Source organism: Lysinibacillus sp. IITD104, assembly GCF_036698265.2.
Classification (GTDB): Bacteria; Bacillota; Bacilli; order Bacillales_A; family Planococcaceae; genus Lysinibacillus; species Lysinibacillus boronitolerans.
Genome location: NZ_JBAHYH020000001.1, coordinates 103,770 through 123,211, shown reverse-complemented (window position 1 = coordinate 123,211; position 19,442 = coordinate 103,770). Strand labels below are relative to the sequence as shown.

Annotated in this window: 18 protein-coding genes; 8 read left to right on the top strand and 10 right to left on the bottom strand. The window is 36.1% G+C overall.

All coding sequences use genetic code 11. The annotated features are described in order from the left end of the window. Positions 1–14: 14 nt before the first annotated feature. From V1L66_RS00580 to V1L66_RS00560, 5 genes are all read right to left on the bottom strand, one after another. Positions 15–770, bottom strand: coding sequence for an amino acid ABC transporter ATP-binding protein (locus V1L66_RS00580; protein WP_036077823.1), 756 nt, complete (start codon positions 768–770; stop codon positions 15–17). A gap of 13 nt (positions 771–783) precedes the next feature. After that, positions 784–1,485 carry an amino acid ABC transporter permease gene (locus V1L66_RS00575; protein ID WP_004233514.1) on the bottom strand — a complete coding sequence of 234 codons (702 nt, stop codon included), beginning with the start codon at positions 1,483–1,485 and terminating at the stop codon, positions 784–786. A 12-nt stretch (positions 1,486–1,497) separates the two neighbouring features. Beyond that, positions 1,498–2,205 carry an amino acid ABC transporter permease gene (locus V1L66_RS00570; protein WP_036077828.1) on the bottom strand — a complete coding sequence of 236 codons (708 nt, stop codon included), beginning with the start codon at positions 2,203–2,205 and terminating at the stop codon, positions 1,498–1,500. Positions 2,206–2,287: 82 nt separating this feature from the next. After that, positions 2,288–3,151: a transporter substrate-binding domain-containing protein gene (locus V1L66_RS00565; RefSeq protein ID WP_333005284.1), complete on the bottom strand. Its 864-nt coding sequence runs from the start codon at positions 3,149–3,151 to the stop codon at positions 2,288–2,290. 29 nt (positions 3,152–3,180) lie between these two features. After that, complete coding sequence (locus V1L66_RS00560) at positions 3,181–4,344, bottom strand: acyl-CoA dehydrogenase family protein (RefSeq protein ID WP_333005285.1); 1,164 nt, start codon at positions 4,342–4,344, stop codon at positions 3,181–3,183. Between the two features lie 282 nt (positions 4,345–4,626). Here V1L66_RS00560 and V1L66_RS00555 point away from each other — a divergent pair, with 282 nt between their 5' ends. Continuing rightward, positions 4,627–5,373 (top strand): hypothetical protein, encoded by a 747-nt coding sequence (locus V1L66_RS00555; RefSeq protein WP_016992243.1) that lies wholly within the window; start codon positions 4,627–4,629, stop codon positions 5,371–5,373. An 85-nt stretch (positions 5,374–5,458) separates the two neighbouring features. Here the strand turns inward: V1L66_RS00555 and V1L66_RS00550 are convergent, their stop codons facing one another. Beyond that, positions 5,459–5,839: a VOC family protein gene (locus tag V1L66_RS00550; RefSeq protein WP_333005286.1), complete on the bottom strand. Its 381-nt coding sequence runs from the start codon at positions 5,837–5,839 to the stop codon at positions 5,459–5,461. A 224-nt stretch (positions 5,840–6,063) separates the two neighbouring features. On the opposite strand from V1L66_RS00550, the gene V1L66_RS00545 reads away from it, so the two are divergent. Then, complete coding sequence (locus V1L66_RS00545) at positions 6,064–8,013, top strand: methyl-accepting chemotaxis protein (protein ID WP_333005288.1); 1,950 nt, start codon at positions 6,064–6,066, stop codon at positions 8,011–8,013. A gap of 279 nt (positions 8,014–8,292) precedes the next feature. Further along, the gene (locus V1L66_RS00540; RefSeq protein ID WP_333005290.1) at positions 8,293–10,242 is read left to right on the top strand and encodes a methyl-accepting chemotaxis protein; all 1,950 of its coding nucleotides are present in this window, start codon (positions 8,293–8,295) and stop codon (positions 10,240–10,242) included. Positions 10,243–10,304: 62 nt separating this feature from the next. On the opposite strand, the gene V1L66_RS00535 is transcribed toward V1L66_RS00540, so the two are convergent. Further along, positions 10,305–10,724, bottom strand: coding sequence for a VOC family protein (locus tag V1L66_RS00535; protein WP_016992246.1), 420 nt, complete (start codon positions 10,722–10,724; stop codon positions 10,305–10,307). 235 nt (positions 10,725–10,959) lie between these two features. Here V1L66_RS00535 and guaC point away from each other — a divergent pair, with 235 nt between their 5' ends. After that, a complete protein-coding gene (gene guaC, locus V1L66_RS00530) occupies positions 10,960–11,943 on the top strand; it encodes a GMP reductase (RefSeq protein WP_004233490.1) in 984 nt (327 codons plus the stop codon). Between the two features lie 223 nt (positions 11,944–12,166). Further along, positions 12,167–13,897 (top strand): cache domain-containing protein, encoded by a 1,731-nt coding sequence (locus V1L66_RS00525; RefSeq protein WP_333005293.1) that lies wholly within the window; start codon positions 12,167–12,169, stop codon positions 13,895–13,897. Positions 13,898–13,952: 55 nt separating this feature from the next. Here V1L66_RS00525 and V1L66_RS00520 read toward each other — a convergent pair whose 3' ends face one another. Continuing rightward, positions 13,953–14,177 carry a hypothetical protein gene (locus V1L66_RS00520; protein ID WP_016992248.1) on the bottom strand — a complete coding sequence of 75 codons (225 nt, stop codon included), beginning with the start codon at positions 14,175–14,177 and terminating at the stop codon, positions 13,953–13,955. Positions 14,178–14,383: 206 nt separating this feature from the next. Between V1L66_RS00520 and psiE the strand changes: the two genes are divergently transcribed. Then, positions 14,384–14,836, top strand: a complete 453-nt coding sequence (psiE, locus tag V1L66_RS00515) for a phosphate-starvation-inducible protein PsiE (RefSeq protein ID WP_054548510.1) — start codon at positions 14,384–14,386, stop codon at positions 14,834–14,836. Positions 14,837–14,853: 17 nt separating this feature from the next. On the opposite strand, the gene eis is transcribed toward psiE, so the two are convergent. Then, a complete protein-coding gene (gene eis, locus V1L66_RS00510; protein WP_333005296.1) occupies positions 14,854–16,110 on the bottom strand; it encodes a GNAT family N-acetyltransferase in 1,257 nt (418 codons plus the stop codon). 130 nt (positions 16,111–16,240) lie between these two features. Here eis and V1L66_RS00505 point away from each other — a divergent pair, with 130 nt between their 5' ends. Continuing rightward, positions 16,241–17,248 (top strand): HAAS signaling domain-containing protein, encoded by a 1,008-nt coding sequence (locus tag V1L66_RS00505; RefSeq protein ID WP_048395465.1) that lies wholly within the window; start codon positions 16,241–16,243, stop codon positions 17,246–17,248. 151 nt (positions 17,249–17,399) lie between these two features. Further along, the gene (locus V1L66_RS00500) at positions 17,400–18,548 is read left to right on the top strand and encodes a fused response regulator/phosphatase (protein ID WP_333005299.1); all 1,149 of its coding nucleotides are present in this window, start codon (positions 17,400–17,402) and stop codon (positions 18,546–18,548) included. A 39-nt stretch (positions 18,549–18,587) separates the two neighbouring features. Here the strand turns inward: V1L66_RS00500 and V1L66_RS00495 are convergent, their stop codons facing one another. Beyond that, positions 18,588–19,442 (bottom strand): protein-glutamate O-methyltransferase CheR, encoded by an 855-nt coding sequence (locus V1L66_RS00495; protein ID WP_036077852.1) that lies wholly within the window; start codon positions 19,440–19,442, stop codon positions 18,588–18,590.

Sequence of the window (19,442 nt, the reverse complement as noted above, 5' to 3'; positions counted from 1 at the left end):
GTTCTCTTGCTGTTTTATATATAGAACGTATAGTCTTCGGGTATGACACGTTTTAAAAATTTCTTCGTTCGCTCCTCTTTTGGGCTGACGAAAATATCATGAGGGCTACCTTCCTCTACAACCACTCCTCCATCCATGAAAATTACGCGATTGGCAACATCTTTGGCAAAGCCCATTTCGTGTGTTACTACAAGCATTGTTGTACCCTCCGCTGCAATATTTTTCATGACCTGTAGAACCTCACCTACCAATTCAGGGTCAAGTGCGGACGTTGGTTCATCAAATAAAATAATATCAGGATTCAAAGCTACTGCTCGTGCAATACCAACACGTTGCTGTTGACCTCCTGACAACTGACTTGGATAGGCATCATATTTGTCTGATAAACCTACTTTATCAAGTGCCTTTTTACCAATTTCCACAGCATGTGCCTTAGGAATTTTACGTCCAATGATTAACCCTTCCGTTACATTTTCTAATGCCGTTTTATTAGTGAATAGATTATAGTTTTGGAAGACAAATGCGACACGCTGGCGAATTGCATGTACGTCTTTTTTCTTTACATGTTGAAAATCAACCTGAATATCTCCAAATGTCGCATGGCCTTGATCAGCCTTCTCTAAAAAATTGATACAACGTAATAATGTTGTTTTTCCTGAGCCACTGGGACCTAAAATAACAACAACATCCCCTTTATCAATAGCTAAATCAACACCCTTTAAAATTTCATTGCCACCAAATGATTTATGAATATTTTTAATTTCTAACATGCTAATTCACCCCTTAGACATTTGCCATTTTGTATTTGCTTAAATATTTTTCATAACGCTTAAACAAGTATTCAACCGTACTACATAAAATTAAGTACACAATAAAGATATCCAAATAGGCCTCTACATAATTGTAGCCAACGTTTGCCGCTACTTTTGCCTTCAGTGTTATTTCAGGAAGCGACATAGCGTAGCCTAGCGATGTAGCTTTAATGAGATTGACTGTAGCTGTGCAAATATTGGGCAATGCTACTACTAATGCTTGTGGAATGATGATGCGAGTATATGCTTGGAATGTTGACAAACCCACTGAGTGTGCAGCCTCTAGTTGTCCCTTTTCAATGGTACTTAACGCCGATCGAAAAACCTCAATTAAAATGGCTGTTGAGCTGAATGCAAACACAATAAACGCATACCAAATTGGATTAATTTTATAAATATCATACGCAATATGATATTTTTCAAAAATAATTTTCAACATTAACGGTATACTGCTATAGATAATAAAAATTTGTATAATGATCGGCGTTCCTCGAACAAAAGAAACATAAATCTTCGCTAGGTGATGGATAACTGGAATTTTATTGATCCTAGTCAGTGCCAGTAAAAACCCCAATGGCAAAGCTATCACTAAAGCAACAACTGTGACAAGGAGCGCGATAGGAACACCAGATAACGCTACGAAAAATGTTTCAAGTAAAAATTGATAATTCACCTTCTCGCCTCCTTAAGTTGTTTCTAAGGTCTTCTTACCTTTACCAAATATTTTTTCTAATATAGTAAATATTTTTTCTATAATAATAGATAACACCCAATAAATAATGGCCAATGCAATATAAATTTCTAAGGCATGAGCATTGATGTTACTTGCAATAATTAAATTTGCCTTACCTACAATATCAATTAGACCAATTGTATAAGCGAGTGCACCTTCCTGTAATAAAGCAATCATGCCATTGCCAAAGTTCGGCAAAGCAACAACCAGTGCCTGCGGAAAAATAATTCGACGATAGGCCTGGAAGGGTGTTAGCCCAACACTAACGGCTGCTTCAAACTGCCCTTTTGGTATGGCTAAATAGGCAGACCGTATCACCTCAGACATTATTGCCGCGAATTGTAAGGTGAATGTTACAACAACAAATATGGCCGTTTCAATAGAATGGAGATTAAGACCAACATTTTCTGCTAATGCTGGGACGCCATAATAGACAAGAAATAACAAAACAATGGATGGGGTACAGCGCATAATCGTTGTATACAGATTGGCAAATTTAGTTAGCCACTTCACTGAAGATAGCTTAGCAGCCGCCAACAATAAGCCGAATAGGGTACCTAAGATAATAGAGGACCCTGCAACTAAGAACGTAATTTTTAAAAATGGCAATAACACTGGGATTGCGTTCCAAATGTAGGTTGCGTCAAAATATTTATCCATTTCCTCACCAACTTTTGTTTTTATGAATAAAGACTGCTGAGCATTACTGACTCAACAGCCTTACTATTCGTTCTGTTTTAAACTAACGATTTACGTTTTCTAGTACTTCAAATAAATCACGGCCATAGAATTTTGTACTTAATTCATTTGTTTTCTTTTGTTCTTTAACCTGAGCTATCGCTTTATCATAAGCGTCAGCAAATTCCTGCTCTTTTTTATTGAACAGTGGCCATGTTTTTATAACAGCAAATTCGTTATAGACAACGTCATCTTTTAGGTTATAATATGGGCCATCTTCTGCCAGTACTTGTTGTTTAAATGGGCCTTCAATCATGACACCGCCATCAACACGACCTTCATTTACCCACTGCACTACATCAACAGTAAAGGCGTCACCAGCCTCAAGTTTTACCTTATTATCTGGATTTGCCGTATTATACTCATCGATAATTGTATATTGAGCATTATTTGCAGCAATTGGTGCTAAAGAATAGCCCTTTTTCGCAAAATCTGCTAATGTTTTTACGCCTTCATCCTCTTTACGTAAAACTAAACCTGCGCTACTTAAACCTAGGAATTCCTTTGGGAAAATAAATTTCTCTGTACGTTCCTGAGTAAAGAATGCGTTTTTAACCCCTACTTGATATTTCCCTTGCTCTACACCAATTAATAAATCATCACTTGTTGTACCTACATACTCAAATTGATAATCAGGTAACAATTCATCTACTAATTTCATTACTTCTACATCATAACCTGTTGGATTTCCATTATCGTCGATGTAACTAATGGGTTTTGACGCTTGATCGTAGGCTACCTTTACTGTACGTACTTTTTCACCATCACTTGAATCTTTATCTGCAGAATCTCCTGAATTACAACCTGCTAATATTGCTATAGATGCCAAACCAATTGCAGCAAATTGAAAAATCTTATTCTTCTTCATATGTCATTTCTCCTTATTTTTCACATAATTTATTCAGATAATTTCTGCTGTTCAATAGCGGCAGTCGCTAATTTAATAATCGTCATATCATCCATCGGTGGATTATGAAGTCCTGCACGAACATTGCGATAATAGCGTTGTAATGGATTGGATAGCTGCAAGCTTTTTGCCCCCACCACACGCATCGCTTTATCGACTATATCTATTGCGATGTTTGTTACTGTATGTTTAGCAACAGCCATTTCATTTGTTATTAGTCCACGTCTAGCAGGATCATCGTAAGCCTCAGCCACTCCGTATAAGACAAAACGTGCTTGATGGAGCTTTAATTCAATATCCCCTAAAAGCTGTTGTACATTTGGTAACGTACTAATTGGCGCATTCAGGCTATTCGGTTGATGGTGATTAGCAAAATGGATTGCATAATCACGAGCAGCTTGTGCAATGCCTAAGTAAGTTGCTGGGATATGGAGTATCCAGCCATTTATCTTGCCGCCACTCGGGTGACTTGGTAACTCTACTAAATGCTCTTTTGCCACAAGGACATCTTTTAACACAAGATCGTGGCTGCTTGTGCCTCGCATTGCAGACATCTCCCAATTCTCCTCAATGGTTACACCAGCTGAATCCTTATGAATGAGGAAGAAACCAACTTGCTGCTTTTCTTCAATCCAAGCAGAGGTAAGGAAATAATCGAGCACAGGAGAAGCAGTCGTAAAAATCTTGCGCCCATTTATCAGCCAACCATCTTTAGTAGAAATGGCATTTGTCCCTGGCCGCCCTCCTCGCGTTGGGCTACCTGTTGCCGCCTCACTAACAGCTCTATTAATCATGGCACCTCTCTTTATTTCTTCAGCAAAAGCTATTAATAGATCATCCGTCCATAGTTTAGTTTCATATATTTCACCGACAACACCTAATGTCCATCCAAGGGAAAGAGAAGCATTTTCGTCATAGCTTGCTAGCGTCTCTTGTACGAGGACCATATCATAGACAGATAAGCCTTCCCCGCCATATTGTTTCGGTAAAGTAAGTTGAGGATAGCCAATTTGTAAAAGTAATCGATGTGCTTCGAACGGAAAACGAGATTGCTCATCAACCTCAGCAGCCTGTGCTTTGATTGGCTCAGCAATAGCAGCTAGCTGATCTAACCAAAATCGTTGTCGCTCAGTTTTTACAAATAAATTCTTCAAATGAATCTCCTTCTTCCCAATATATATAAATCATATAAATTTACTAAGAATTGATAATGAAAAAAAATCTCTGGCTACATTCATGTAGTGAGATACTATTTGGTACTGAATTTTCTGATTCGTTGACACTTATAATACTTTTCGTATTAGAAAATGTCAATGGGTGAAATTCAAGTTTTTTTGTAAGTTTAATATGTATTCCAAAGTTTCATTTTTTATCTTTGAATTATGCACCAAGCTTTTCTTACAACATATGCTAAAACTAATGAAAGAGGTGCATATATGACAAATAATTTAAATTCGCCACTAAACGGTGGAATCATTACCCATTCAGCTCCACAGGTTATTCAAACTAAGTTTGGAGATATTAATGGGGATGGTTTTTTTGAAACCATTTTTTTAATGGGCACTAAACAGCCTGATAGTCCTTTATGGAGAAACCTAACACTGACTATTTTTTATGGGCAAACACGACAAATGGAGCATATTCCATTGAAACAAAATATGGGCTATAATCCGACTATTTTTTTGGGCGATTTTACTGGTAATCATGTTGAGGATATTCTGGTTGTGTCTGATACTGGGGGTAGCGGTGGAATTGTTAATGGTGAGATTTTTTCCTCAATCAACAATCAAGTTCGTTCCATCTTTGATGCAGAGTCTTTTAATAATAAACTTAAATATAAGGTCAATTATGTAGATCATTATAAGGCTGTTGTTCAGAGTTTTAATCCTGCTATTAAATACACAATTGATTTACAGTATAAAGGAACCGACTACTTAGCTGAAATTTATAACCCAGATGGTACCTTGAAGCAACCAATTGAAGGCTGGGTAGATCCTTTTGGAGGACTATATCCTGTTGATTACGACCGAGATGGAACATATGAAATTTTAGGATATCAAGAAATTGCAGGTAGATATCATGCTGATGGATTAGGCTATGTAGAAAATATTTTAAAATGGAATGGCCATGAATTTGTAATAGATCGACAAACGGTTGGTATTTTTGGTGAGGATTTATCTTAGACGATAAATCTAGCTATTAAATAAGTTAAAACAGGAATCTGCTCATTTTTTACATAACTAACAAAAAACAAGCAGATTCCGTTATTTACATTTTCTTTTCAACCAAGGCAAAGTAGTTATTTTCAGGGTCAGCAAAGTTAAAAACTCTACCCATTGGCATCATGACTAGATCTCCTACTTTAACGCCCTTTGCCTGAAAATCTTGGTACATCTCTTCAATTTTATCAGCATAAAACATTATGGATGGTGTGCCTAAATTTAGGTCAGGTTGCATTTTAGCAATCATTTCTTTGTTGTGAAGCACAAAGGATGTTTGAGCTTCCTTCGTTGGTGCAATTTCAATCCAGCGCATGCCTGCCTCTTCCTGTTCAGAAATGACAATAAACCCCACTTTTTCTGTCCAAAACTTCACAATTGTATCTTGATCATTAACATATAACATTACTTGTCCAATTTGATGAATCATGAATTTTACCCTCCTCTTTTGAGCTTTAGTATACATCAAAAAGTGGCTTTATATAGCTTCTGACGCAATCAATTTAGGGAAATTTCAAATAATTGATAATGATATACATTACTAAGAAATAATTAATTCAAAGTACTTAACTTTTCTTTTATTTCTGATAGAATGAGTATTATTTACCTTTAGGGGAAAAGTATAGAATAAAATATTATGTGAGGATAATACAATTGAAACAACTAAGTTTAAGAAAAAAGCTTATTTTTTCGTTTTTAGCCATGCTTCTCATCCCAACACTATTGATTGGAATAGTATCTTACCAAAGTGCTGAACAGCAAATTTCAGAGGAACAACGCGCAAGTGCGACTGAAAGTGTGCGCATTCTAAATGCCAATATTACAAACATGATTGAACCCAAATTGAAAGATGTACAATATTTTTCACAAAAATTTAGTGCAACCTACTTTCAGGATGATAGCATTTTAAAACTGAAGTCATTATTAACGGAATATGTCAATATGCACCCTGAAGTAGACCTAATATATATTGGGACTGCTGATGGCAAACTATTTGATCAGCCTGTTCAAGAGTATCCTGATGGCTTCGACCCTCGGACAAGGCCTTGGTATAAGCAGGCTTTAGCTAATAATGGCAAGACCTCAATTACTGCACCTTATGTTACACAATCTACAGGTGACATTGTCATTACAATTACTCAGGCATTACCAGATGGTTCTGGCGTTTTAGGATTAGATCTAAATATTTCTACATTAAGTGACATTACGAATAATATACGTATTGGAGAAACGGGCTTCGCTTCTCTTTTAGATAACAATAAAATTTATATTGCCCAGCCAGAGAAAGAAAGTGGTACAGAGGCTACCGAAAGCTATATTCCAAAAATTTATGAGCAGGAAAGCGGTACAATTATTGAAAAAGACCGTCACTTACAATTTGTTACGAATGAGTTAACAGGTTGGAAGGTAATTGGCACCATGTTTACTGCGGAAGCTGCAAAAGCTGCGGCATCCACATTGAATATTAATTTAATTATCATTGCGGTTTCTATTCTCGTTGGCGTTATTTTTATGCTCTTCATGATAAAGTCTATTGTTAACCCAATTAATCAACTGAAGCAAAGTGCCTTGAAAATTAGTGATGGTAATTTAACGGAGTTTATTGAAATCCATTCTAAAGATGAAATTGGGCAGCTTGGAGAAGCCTTTATCTCTATGAAGGTGAGCTTAAAAAAACTAATTCGTAATGTTGATCAAAGCTCACAACATGTCCAAACAGCCGCTCAAAATTTATCTGCTAATGCAGAACAAAACATCGCTGCCTCAGAGCAAGTTGCTGATGCTATGCAACAAATGGCAATTAGTACAGAAAAACAAACAACAGGTATTGACCAGAACGCCATTTCAGTTGAAGAAATTGCTAAAGGCGTTGTTGAAGTGGCAGACAGTTCCATGCAGGTTTCTGACCTATCTAGCCATGCTATCCAATTGGCAGAAGAAGGTGGACAATCGGTAAAACAAACTGTACAACAAATGAATTCTATCCATAATTCTGTAACGCTATCAGATACAATGATTAAAGCACTCTATGATCGCACGAAAGAAATCGGCTCCATTTTAGAAATGATTAGTGCTATTTCAGATCAAACAAATTTACTAGCGCTTAATGCTGCTATAGAAGCTGCTAGAGCAGGAGAACATGGCAAGGGCTTTGCGGTAGTGGCTGATGAAGTACGCAAATTAGCAGAGCAATCTCATCAATCGGCAGAGCAAATTTCTGCGCTCATTACTACTATTCAACAGGATACGGCAAAATCTGTAGAGACAATGGTCAAAGCATCTACAGATGTTCAAGAGGGCTTACAATTGACAGAAGAAACAAGTAGAAAATTCGCGAGCATTATTGAAAGTCTACGAAACATCGCCCCGAAAATGGAGGATATTTCAGCATCTGCTCAAGAAATGTCTGCCGTTGTAGAAGAAGTATCAGCGACCGCTATTGAACTTTCCGATCACGCAAAATTAAATGCTGCTGCTACGGAAGAAGTTGCCGCTTCCACGGAACAAACTTTATCTTCTATGCAGGATATGGCTTCGTCTGCCAAAACCCTACTTGATATGGCGGATGAATTGCAGGGTTATGTCAATCATTTTAATTATTAATTATTTAACTGCTAGATCTGAGTTCAAGATAGTATTGAACTCAGATTTTTTCTATTCCAAAAAGATAGGAAATTACAAAATAAAATATTTTTCTACAAATAATAGCGTTGCATAACTTTATTTTCCAGATTTTTCAGAAAATTGTGTTGATTATTATTCATTTTCCTCTTAGAATCAGATTAAACATTTGAACGACTTAGGAGACTACTAATGTAATAAAACCAATCACGTAGTTAGTTGTATTAAACTTCAATAATGTCGTTTAAGGAGGAATACCATATGAAACGAATTAGTTTAAGAAAGAAACTCATCTTTGCATTTTTAGTCATACTTCTCATTCCCGCACTTTTAATCGGGTATACCTCCTTTAAAAGTACCAAAAATCAAATACTAGAAGAGCAGCAAGCAAGCGCCAAGGAAAGTGTGCGTATGCTTAATAGTAATATTACCAATACAATTGCTCCTAAAGTTCACGACATCGAATATTTTGCCAAGAAAATAAATCAGTCTTATTTACAAGATGATAAAAAAGCTGAATTAAAAGGTCTTTTTCAGGAATATGTAAATACACACCCAGAAGTGGAACTAGTATATATAGGGACTGCCGATGGGCGAATCATTGATGAACCTGTCCATGACTATGCAAGTGATTATGATCCTCGGAAACGTCCTTGGTATAAAGAAGCCATTGATAATAAAGGGCATGTATCCATCACTTCTCCGTATATCTCACAATCTACAAATAACATTGTTGTGACAGTCATGCAAGCTCTTCCTGATAATTCTGGAGTTATTGCCTTAGATTTAAATATCTCTCTTCTAAGTGCATTGACAGATCAAACACGTATCGGAGAAACGGGCTTTGCCTCTCTATTAGATAATAATAAGCTATATATTGCTCAAAAGGATAAGGAAAGCGGCACAGAGGCAACAGAAGAATATGTTTCAAAAGTTTACGAAAAACAGGAAGGTATTATTACTGAAGGTGACCGTCATTTACGCTTTGAAACAAATGAAATCACAGGCTGGAAGATAATCGGTACAATGTTCATTGCAGAGGCTACTAACGCTGCTACCTCAACCTTTACTATTACATTACTCATTATTGGTATTTCTATTATTGTAGGTATTATCTTTATGCTCTCAATGATTAAATCTATTGTTAACCCGATTAAACAACTACAGCAAAGTGCTCTGAAAATTAGTGAAGGTGATTTGACAGAGTATATTGATATTCATACGAAAGATGAAATAGGACAGCTTGCTGAAGCATTTGTCTCAATGAAAGTTAGCTTAAAAAGGCTGATCCGCAATGTCGATCAAAGCTCACAACATGTTCAAACCTCAGCACAAGGTCTTTCAGCAAATGCTGAGCAAAATATCGCTGCATCTGAGCAAGTGACAGAGGCTATGCAACAGGTAGCGATTAGTACGGAAAAACAAACAACAGGAATCGATCAAAATGCCGTTTCTATTGAGGAGATTGCAAAGGGTGTTGTAGAGGTAGCTGATAGTGCCCTACAAGTTTCAGACCTATCCAGCCAGGCCATCCAATTAGCGGAAGAAGGTAGTCAATCTGTTGAGCACACGGTTAATCAAATGGTATCCATTCATGATTCTGTGACTCAATCCGATACGATGATTAAATCGCTATTTGATCGTACAAAAGAAATTGGCTCCATTATAGAAATTATTAGCGCTATTTCAGACCAAACAAACCTTCTTGCTCTGAATGCTGCTATTGAAGCAGCACGAGCTGGTGAACATGGTAAAGGCTTTGCAGTTGTAGCCGATGAAGTCCGTAAATTAGCGGAGCAATCTCATCAATCAGCAGAGCAAATTTCTACTCTGATTACAGGCATACAACAAGATACAGCTAAATCTGTACAAACGATGACAAAAGCTTCTGCAGACGTTCAAGAAGGATTACAGCTATCTGAGGATACGAAAAAGAAATTTACAAGTATCGTTGGAAGTCTTCGAGAAATTGCTCCAAAAATGGAGGATATATCAGCTTCAGCACAGGAAATGTCTGCCGTTGTTGAGGAGGTATCCGCAACTGCTATTGAACTGTCAGACCATGCAAAGCTAAACGCAGCTGCATCTGAAGAGGTTGCCGCTTCAACGGAACAAACATTATCTTCCATGCAGGAAATCGCAACTTCTGCTAAAACATTACTTGATATGGCAGATGAATTACAAGGCTATGTTGATCGTTTTAATTACTAAATAAGAAAGCACGATGATACTTGGGTTTAGCCCTATCATCGTGCTTTTATCATGCTATATTTTTATTCATTTACCTCATGGCTAAATTGCCATTCAACGCCAAATTTATCTGTAAGTGAGCCATAACATTTGCTCCAAAATGTTTCTTGAAGCTCCATTCTCACGTTACCACCTTCTTTAAGCTTATCAAATGCTTGACGCATTTGCTCTTCATCATCGGATACAACAGCTAATGTGACATTGTTCCCTGTGGAAAATGGCATGCCTGGAAATGTATCTGAGAACATAATTCTACTACCGAATACTATAAGTCGTGTATGCATGACAAGATCTTTTGCTTCTTCTGGTAATGGGTAGTCTGGATTTTGTGGTGTCTCTCCAAACGTCATAATTTCAGCCTTGTCCGTATTAAAAACGTCTTCGTAAAACGCAACTGCCTCTCGACAATTTCCATTAAAATTCAAATAAACCTCTACTGCCATTTTCAACACTCCTTTGTCATTTTTTGAAACAATTCTATTGTACATGGATTACAAAACATAACACAAATTATAACTAGAATATTTCATCTTCAAAGTAAGTTGTCTCCTTTCTTTTTAAATTTTTTATTTATTTTCACAAAAGCTTTGACATTTACTCAAAAATCATGTAAATTACCAAATGGCGAACAATTTAAATTAAATCTTAAAAAATATTCGTATTTTAGGAGTGTATATAATGGATAACGTATTTGACTATGAGGATATTCAACTAATTCCCGCAAAATGTATTGTAGAAAGTCGTTCAGAATGTGATACTTCTGTTACTTTAGGTGGTCACACTTTTAAACTTCCAGTAGTACCTGCAAATATGCAAACAATTATCGATGAAAATCTTGCAAAGAAACTTGCTGAAAACGGTTACTTTTACATCATGCACCGTTTCCAACCAGAAACTCGTCGAAACTTTATTCTAGAAATGCAAGGAAATGGCTTAATTGCTTCTATTAGCGTTGGTGTAAAAGAAGAGGAATATACATTTATTGAAGAATTAGCAGCTGCTAATTTGGTACCTGATTTTATTACAATTGATATTGCACATGGTCATTCAAATGCTGTTATTCGTATGATTCAGCATATTAAAAAGCATTTACCAAAAAGCTTTGTTATCGCAGGTAATGTAGGAACACCTGAAGCGGTGCGTGAGCTTGAGAATGCTGGCGCAGATGCAACAAAAGTTGGGATTGGACCAGGTAAAGTATGTATTACTAAAATCAAAACAGGTTTTGGTACTGGCGGCTGGCAACTAGCTGCACTACGTTGGTGTGCAAAGGCTGCTACAAAACCAATTATTGCTGATGGTGGCATTCGTACACATGGAGATATCGCTAAATCTGTACGTTTTGGTGCTTCAATGGTAATGATCGGTTCATTATTCGCTGGTCATGAAGAGTCACCTGGTGAAACAATCGAAATCGAGGGTAGAACAGTGAAGGAATACTTCGGCTCTGCTTCTGAATTCCAAAAAGGTGAACGTAAAAACGTCGAAGGTAAGAAAATGTACGTTGAACATAAAGGTAGCATCAAAGATACGTTAATCGAGATGCAACAAGATTTACAGTCATCTATTTCTTATGCTGGTGGCACAAAGCTAGAGGCTATTCGCAATGTTGATTATGTAATCGTGAAAAACTCTATTTTCAACGGAGACAAAGTATACTAATCGGTGTAAACCCACTAAATCAAGATTCAATATCACCCCAATTAAGAGCTGACTGTTACTGTTTACTCTTGATTGGGGCGATTTTTTTAGGAACTATTTCTCTTACTTATTCAAAAAATGCTCTAAAATACGGTATTTATTTTCAGAATTTTCTATTTTATTAAAAAACTATATATTATAATAGAACTATATTGAAGTAATGAAGGAACGGGGGTTGTATCCAATGAAATCAGTACGTAATAAACTTGTTAGTCTTGCCATTATAGTTATTCTACTATCAACAGGACTAGTTGGGGCAGTCAATTATATTGTGGTGAAAGGAGAACTCGATCAGGTAGGTCGAGATAGTCTTAAAAATGGCACACTTGGCATACTTGAACTAATTGCACAGTTAGATACTCAAGTTCAAAATGGGAAATTAACGCTAGAAGAAGCTCAGGAAAGTGCTAGAACACAGATCGTTGGTAATAAAATTGAAGATAACAAAAGATCCATTGATAATCCTGTTAAATATGGAGATAATTTTTATTTCTATGCTTTCCAAGATAGTGGTATGGTTGAAACTCATCCATCCCTAGAAGGACAAAATATTTCAGATTTACAAACAGAGGATGGGCGCTATTTTGTACGAGAAATGATTGAAGCAGCAAATGCTGGAGGAGGATATGTACGTTATGATTGGGCCCTTCCCTCAAATCCTGAAATCGTTGCGCCTAAGATAACGTATGTAGAAAAGGACAAGCATTGGGGCTGGATTATAGCAGCTGGTACATACGAAATGGACTTTAATGCAGGTACGAATAACGTTTTATACTACACACTAGGCATGACCATCCTTGCAACGATTATTGGTGTATCACTCTTCTGGTTCTTCTCTGGACGAATGACAACCTATATACGAAAAATTATGGTCATTACATCTGATATTGCTAAAGGCAAGCTAACTGGTGATGACATACCTGTTACTACAGAAGATGAACTAGGTATACTAGCTAGTAACGTGAATAATATGAAACATAGCTTACACGAAATGGTCAACAATACAAAGGATAGTGCGTCCCAAATGCGCGTTTCTTCAGAGATGCTGAGTGCCATTACTGAGGAGACGACTGCTTCTGCTGATGAAATTCATCAAGCCATCAATGATATATCTAAGGGAGCTGTAGTACAAGCTGAGGAAGCAGAAATGGCCATTAGTAAAGTAGAAACACTGTCCTCACTTATCTCAAATGCTACAGATAAATATAGTGAGATTACAGAAAATATGAATATCATTAATCAATCACAAGAAAACGGTAGACAAAAAGTAGATGTATTACTACAAAATTCAAGTGAGTTTACGCAAGTGATTGAGGAATTAAGAACAACTTTCTCAAGTTTGACGAGCCAAATGAAAGAAATTCATCAAGTCGTACAAACAATTACATCCATTTCTGAACAAACAAATCTATTAGCGCTAAATGCAAGTATTGAAGCAGCCCGTGCAGGTGAACATGGCAAAGGGTTTGCTGTCGTAGCTGAGGAAGTCCGTCATTTATCTGAGGATACGAATGAAGCTACTAATCGGGTTAGAAACCTATTACAGCGTATTGAGGTCGATACCGCTAATTCAGATTCAAAAATGATACACACGCTCCAACTGTCACAAAATCAGGCAATGTCGATTACGGAAGTAAAGGGAGCCTTTACTTTCCTAGCAGACTCCATTCATGGCATTACAAAGCACCTTGTTTCTTTAGACAAAGGAATGAATGACATGGCGGAAAATCGAATAGTCGTGATGAACGCCATCAATGAAATAGCAAGTGTCGCTACACAATCTGCCGCAGCTACCGAACAAATTAACGCTTCTATTGACGAACAAAAGTCAGCGGTGACATCTATCATGCACTCCTCTATGGAGCTTCATACAGAGGCAGAGCGCATGTACGACTTGGTAGAACGCTTTACATGATAAAATACTATATAAAAAAGAATGCTACGCATATCCGTAGCATTCCTCTTTTACATTATAGTTTGTTAATTACTGCGTGGATTGTTTCCTTAAGCTCTGCATCGTGATCTGCAAGATCTACAAGGTTCCCTAGACGTTCACGTAATACAGGACGCTCAATTACTAGCTTTTCATCAAGTACTTGTACCAGTAGCTCGATAATAAGTCGATCACGAACATTTAACGCTTCTTCTAAACGTTCTGGTGTAATTTTCGCATCAGTTTTTGCAGATTTTGCCATTTTAAAAACCCCTTTTATATTTTATATTCATGCACATCTATTTTAGCATACCACTAAATTATTTTGAAAACTTTCTTTCATTAAAATATACCAAAACTTTACAAAATAATAAGAAAAGATTTACGACAAATTGTTATATTTATATCATAATACACTACTACTCGACCATATGATGATGTATTTACAAAACCGATTGGAGGAATTGGATGAAGCAAAAAAATACGACTTATTTACAGCTCATTAAAGCTGTGCCAAAATCTCTACAGCTCTTTCTCAATGTTTGCCTTGTACTATTAGCACTGATTCTCTGCTTTTTATTATTTAAGGAGCTAATTGAATTTCTTAAAATATTACTATTCGCTAAGGAAGATGGTGATTATAAACTATTCCTTGCCAATATTCTTATTTTCTTTTTATATTTCGAATTCATCACAATGATCATTAAATATTTTAAGGAGGATTACCATTTTCCACTTCGATATTTTATCTATATAGGTATCACAGCAATGATTCGACTAATTATTGTGGAGCATGATCATCCTCTAAATACGTTAATTTATTCATTAATTATCCTAATACTAATCATAAGCTACTTTATTATTAATATAACGCCACTTGAAAGGCCAACACGTTCTTCCATTCTCATTAAAAAAGATTAAAAGCCCTCACGCCCATTCTAAAATGCAGATATACATGTGGGCTTTTCAAACACATAGAAGAATTGCTGTAAAGCCTGTAAATACTGATTATCACTAATCTGTATTCGACTCAGCATAAATAGCTCTTGGACCGTTACTACGCCCATTACTAGTGATGAAAGCTCAGCTACATCTATCGTTACTTCAACATCATAGCTATCACTTTCTAGCATTTTAATTGTACCGTTAACAGCCTCAACAATAAGTTGCTGATTATTTTTTGCCAGTAACGAATCCATAACATTCAATTTAAAGGTCAAAGTGACACCGTTAAAATTGCGTGTTAGTAGCTCATCAAAAAAGCCCTTCACATTAATTATACGGTACATTAGACCAATTCCTGACACGGCACTTGCGTGATAGACACTTGGAATTAAATGATTTGTGCCATTTCTTACATCCTCTAAAAAGAAATGGACATTTTCTTCTTGTGTATTCCATTCGATTCGGTTTACTTGATCTGCTTGACTGTTTAAAAATGTACTAAGCTCTAACAAAGCCTCCGGAGTTTCATAGATCCACTCCTTAATGACCAAATTATTTAGCATAAAATTACTATCGCTTTGTTTATTAAAAGAAAAGGCAATATAGCCCTGAACTGTACCTTCCTGTTCCATTGCAATCACATAGTTATCTGGATTATTAAAAATAAAAGATAGTTCCGATTGTGTTTTAAGAAACATCCCATGTTTTTTTGCTACTACCCTGTTGTAGCAATCTACTAGCTGTTGTTGATCTTCAACTGTCAAATATTTAAGGTGCTTTTTGGTTGGTCCTTTCGGGAAGCTTGAAGGCTCTACCAAGTATTGATAGATTTTCGGTCCATAGCCAAAACCCATTTTTTTATAAAAATCTGGTCTAAACGGATACAAGGCCAAAAAATGAATATTTTTTTCTAAAAAGATGTTAAAGAAATGTTGGATTAATTCTTTTGCAGCCTTCTCTTTTTTATGTAATAAATCAACTGCAACAAGTCCTACCCCACCAATTGGTAGCATTTTAGAGAACAGATTCATTTGAAAGTCATGTAGTCGCATACCACCAATGAGTTTGTCCTTTTCCCAAAGTCCGTAATAATGAAGAGATTCATCATTGCTCTGATTTTGCATAAAGAGCTTTTTCAGCTGTTCTTTTGTTGTTTGTGTTCCATTCAATCTTCCTGGATACGCTCCTACAACAATATTCACAAAGGCTACAAAATCTTGCTCTTTTAATAATTTCTCTACAACCCTCATCATGTCCCCTCCATTTTCAAATTGTTGCATGTTGTTCACGAATTTTTCATATTAATTTTTATACCCCATAATAACATATATTACCACGACCAATTAATGAGTACTGAAAATGATTAAAGGAGGAAAATGTATGACTTTAATTGATTCATATATTCACGAAGTGACTAAAAGGCTACATAAAAATAAACGTGAGATAATCAAGGTTGAACTAAAGGCTACTATTGAGGATATGTTGCCAGAGCAATATACAGAATCTGAGGTGAAGGAAGTAATTAGGAAGCTTGGAAGCCCTTCAGAAGTTGCTGCACGCTATCAGGATACTCCCCACTTTTTAATTGGTCCAAAGAATTTTGAACAATATACAAGAACCATCAAGCTAATTATTCCTTGGGCAATTCTTATTACGATCATTGTTCAAATAATAGAGAAGATGGTTCTCTATTCTGGAGAAGAAGCACTTCTCACAACCATTATTACAGCATTTGTAGGGATGATTGTTGCAATTATTGCTGTGTTATTTCACGTTTTGTTTTGGGTTACGGTTATTTTTATCATTAAGGACCGTTCTGGGGCTGAAAAGCTTTCGATCCCTTTTCTGAGAGATACCAAGCCATGGTCACCTGATGATTTAATACAAATTAAAAAGATTCCCAAAGATAAAATCATTCCTATAAGTGATACGATTTTTAGCCTTTTAGGAATACTTATTTTTTCTTTTGTTTACTGGAATGCCTATCGTCTTTTAGGTATTTATACAACGAATGACAACGGCAGCTTGAAATTTGTTATGCCTATCTTTAATCAAAATACTTTACAATCGTTTGTTCCCATGGTCTTACTATGTATTATCCTAAGTCTAACTTTAACCTTATTAAAATGGCGTGCAGGACAGTGGACAATGCCTATCGCCATCACTAATGCACTACTTCAAAGTGTAGGAACAATTGTGTTTATTTTAATAGCGATACACCAAGATTTTATTCACAGCGCCTCTATACCTTATATTGCGGCTATTACAGAAACAACCTCAGCTAAAGTTGCCTTCACTATTGATAAAATCCTACTTGTCAGTATGGTTATTGCTGTTTTAGCAAATGTATTTGATATCTACCAAGGATTTAAAAAAGCTAAAATATAACGCCCTTCTACTTCATATACCTAGTAAACCATACATTCAAATCGCCAAAATACCTTTATTCTCTGATGTTTTGTATAATGATAAAGTTGAAAGTATTTTATATATGTGAAAAATAATCTGCACAATTCAATCAGAGTAAGGGGAAAGTACTATGACCATTCTTCTAGTAGATGACAATCAAGTCAATTTATTTGTCATTGAGAAAATACTAAAAAATGCAGGTTATGATAACTGTGTTTCTCTTTCATCTGCTTATGAGCTATTTGATTATTTACAATTAGATGCACCCAATCCGACAGGAAATTCAGTAGATTTAATTTTGTTAGATATTATGATGCCGGAAGTAGATGGTATTGAGGCCTGCAAACGCATTAAGCAAAATGAGAGATTGAAAGATATTCAAATCATTTTTGTTACAGCACTCGAGGATAAAAACAAACTGGCAGAAGCCCTAGACATTGGTGGCGTAGATTATATTACTAAACCAATTAATAAAACAGAGTTGCTTGCCAGAATGCGTGTTGCCTTACGTTTAAAGGCGGAATTAGACTGGCACACACAGCATGAAAAGAAAATACAATATGAACTTGATTTAGCTACCCATGTACAAAGGAGTCTTCTTAGCCCACCGTTAAATGAGAAGGACATCCGTATTGAAGTTTCATATTTACCATCCTCTAATTTAGCAGGGGATATGTATTACTGGTACAAAATAGACGATCATCGTTATGCCATAATATTATTGGATATGATGGGTCACGGTATATCTGCAGCGCTGGTCTGTATGTTTATCTCCTCTGTTCTAAGAGAGGCGGTTAAGCAATTGGTCGAGCCTGAACTTGTCATTCAAGAACTGAACCGTTATATGACCCTATTGCAAGATGGGAAAGAGAATAATCTTTATTACTTTACAGCGATTTATTTAATCATTGACACAGAGCAAAAAACAGTCGAGTACATAAATGCTGGCCATCCTCCTGGATATGCACTAATCGATGAAAAAACATGTATTCCATTAGATCAGGGTAGCTGTGCAGTCGGCTTCTTTGATGAAATTAAAGTGAAAAAGCAATGTATTCAATATGAGCATGATATTCAAATTGTGTTATTTACTGACGGTGTATTAGAGGCGATGGGGCCTTGTGAACTAGAATCAGAAAAGCATTTGCAAACGCTAACATCCTCTAAGTGGGATTATTCGCAATGCCTAATCGATAACCTATTGCCTAAGGATAAACAAGAAAATCAGCCTGATGATATGTGTGTTTTAATGATTCAAGCTAGTTCTAATACTATATAAAAAAGCAGAGGCTATCAGTTAAAGATAGCCTCTTACTCGTTAATATATTTTCTGGTAAATTCTTTCGTTACCAGCAATTTCCCTATATTTTGAAATAACCTCTTCAAATCGTAATGTTTCTTTATCCCCTAAGCATAAAAAACCTTCGTCACTTAAACTTTCATAAAATAATTGATGTACCTGGCTCTGCAACTTAGGCGAAAAATAAATAAGGACATTTCTGCATAGGACAACATGAAATTCATTAAATGAATGATCTGTTACTAAATTATGTTGAGCAAAAATAATATTTTTCAATAATGTTGGATGGAAGTAAGCATATTGATAATCTGTTTGATAGTATTCTGAAAATGCATGGGCACCTCCAGCAAGCATATAGTTTTTTGTATATGCCTGCATCTTATGAATTGGAAAGGCTCCCTTCTTAGCTTTTTCTAATACTTGCTCGTTCATATCCGTGGCATAAATAACAGACCTCTCTATAAGCCCCTCTTCCTGAAGCAAGATGGCCATAGAATATACTTCTTCACCTGTGGCACACCCTGCATGCCAAATACGGATTTCCGGATATTCTCGTAAAACCGGAATGACTGTTTCACGAAAAGCCTTAAAAAAACTAGGGTTACGGAACATCTCCGTTACATTTATCGAAAAATCATTCAATATCTGCTCTAAAAATTCTTTATCATGTATGACCTTTTCTTGTACACGTGAAATCGTTGGGATGTTATTTATCCCCATCCTATTGTAGATTCTACGCGAAATGGAAGAACGATTGTATTGGCGAAAATCATAGCCTGATAAACGATAAATAGCCTCAAGTAACAAATCTATTTCTAAATTTGTCTGCTTATTTAATTGTATATTTTGCTCCAAAGGCTGAAATTGTTCCAT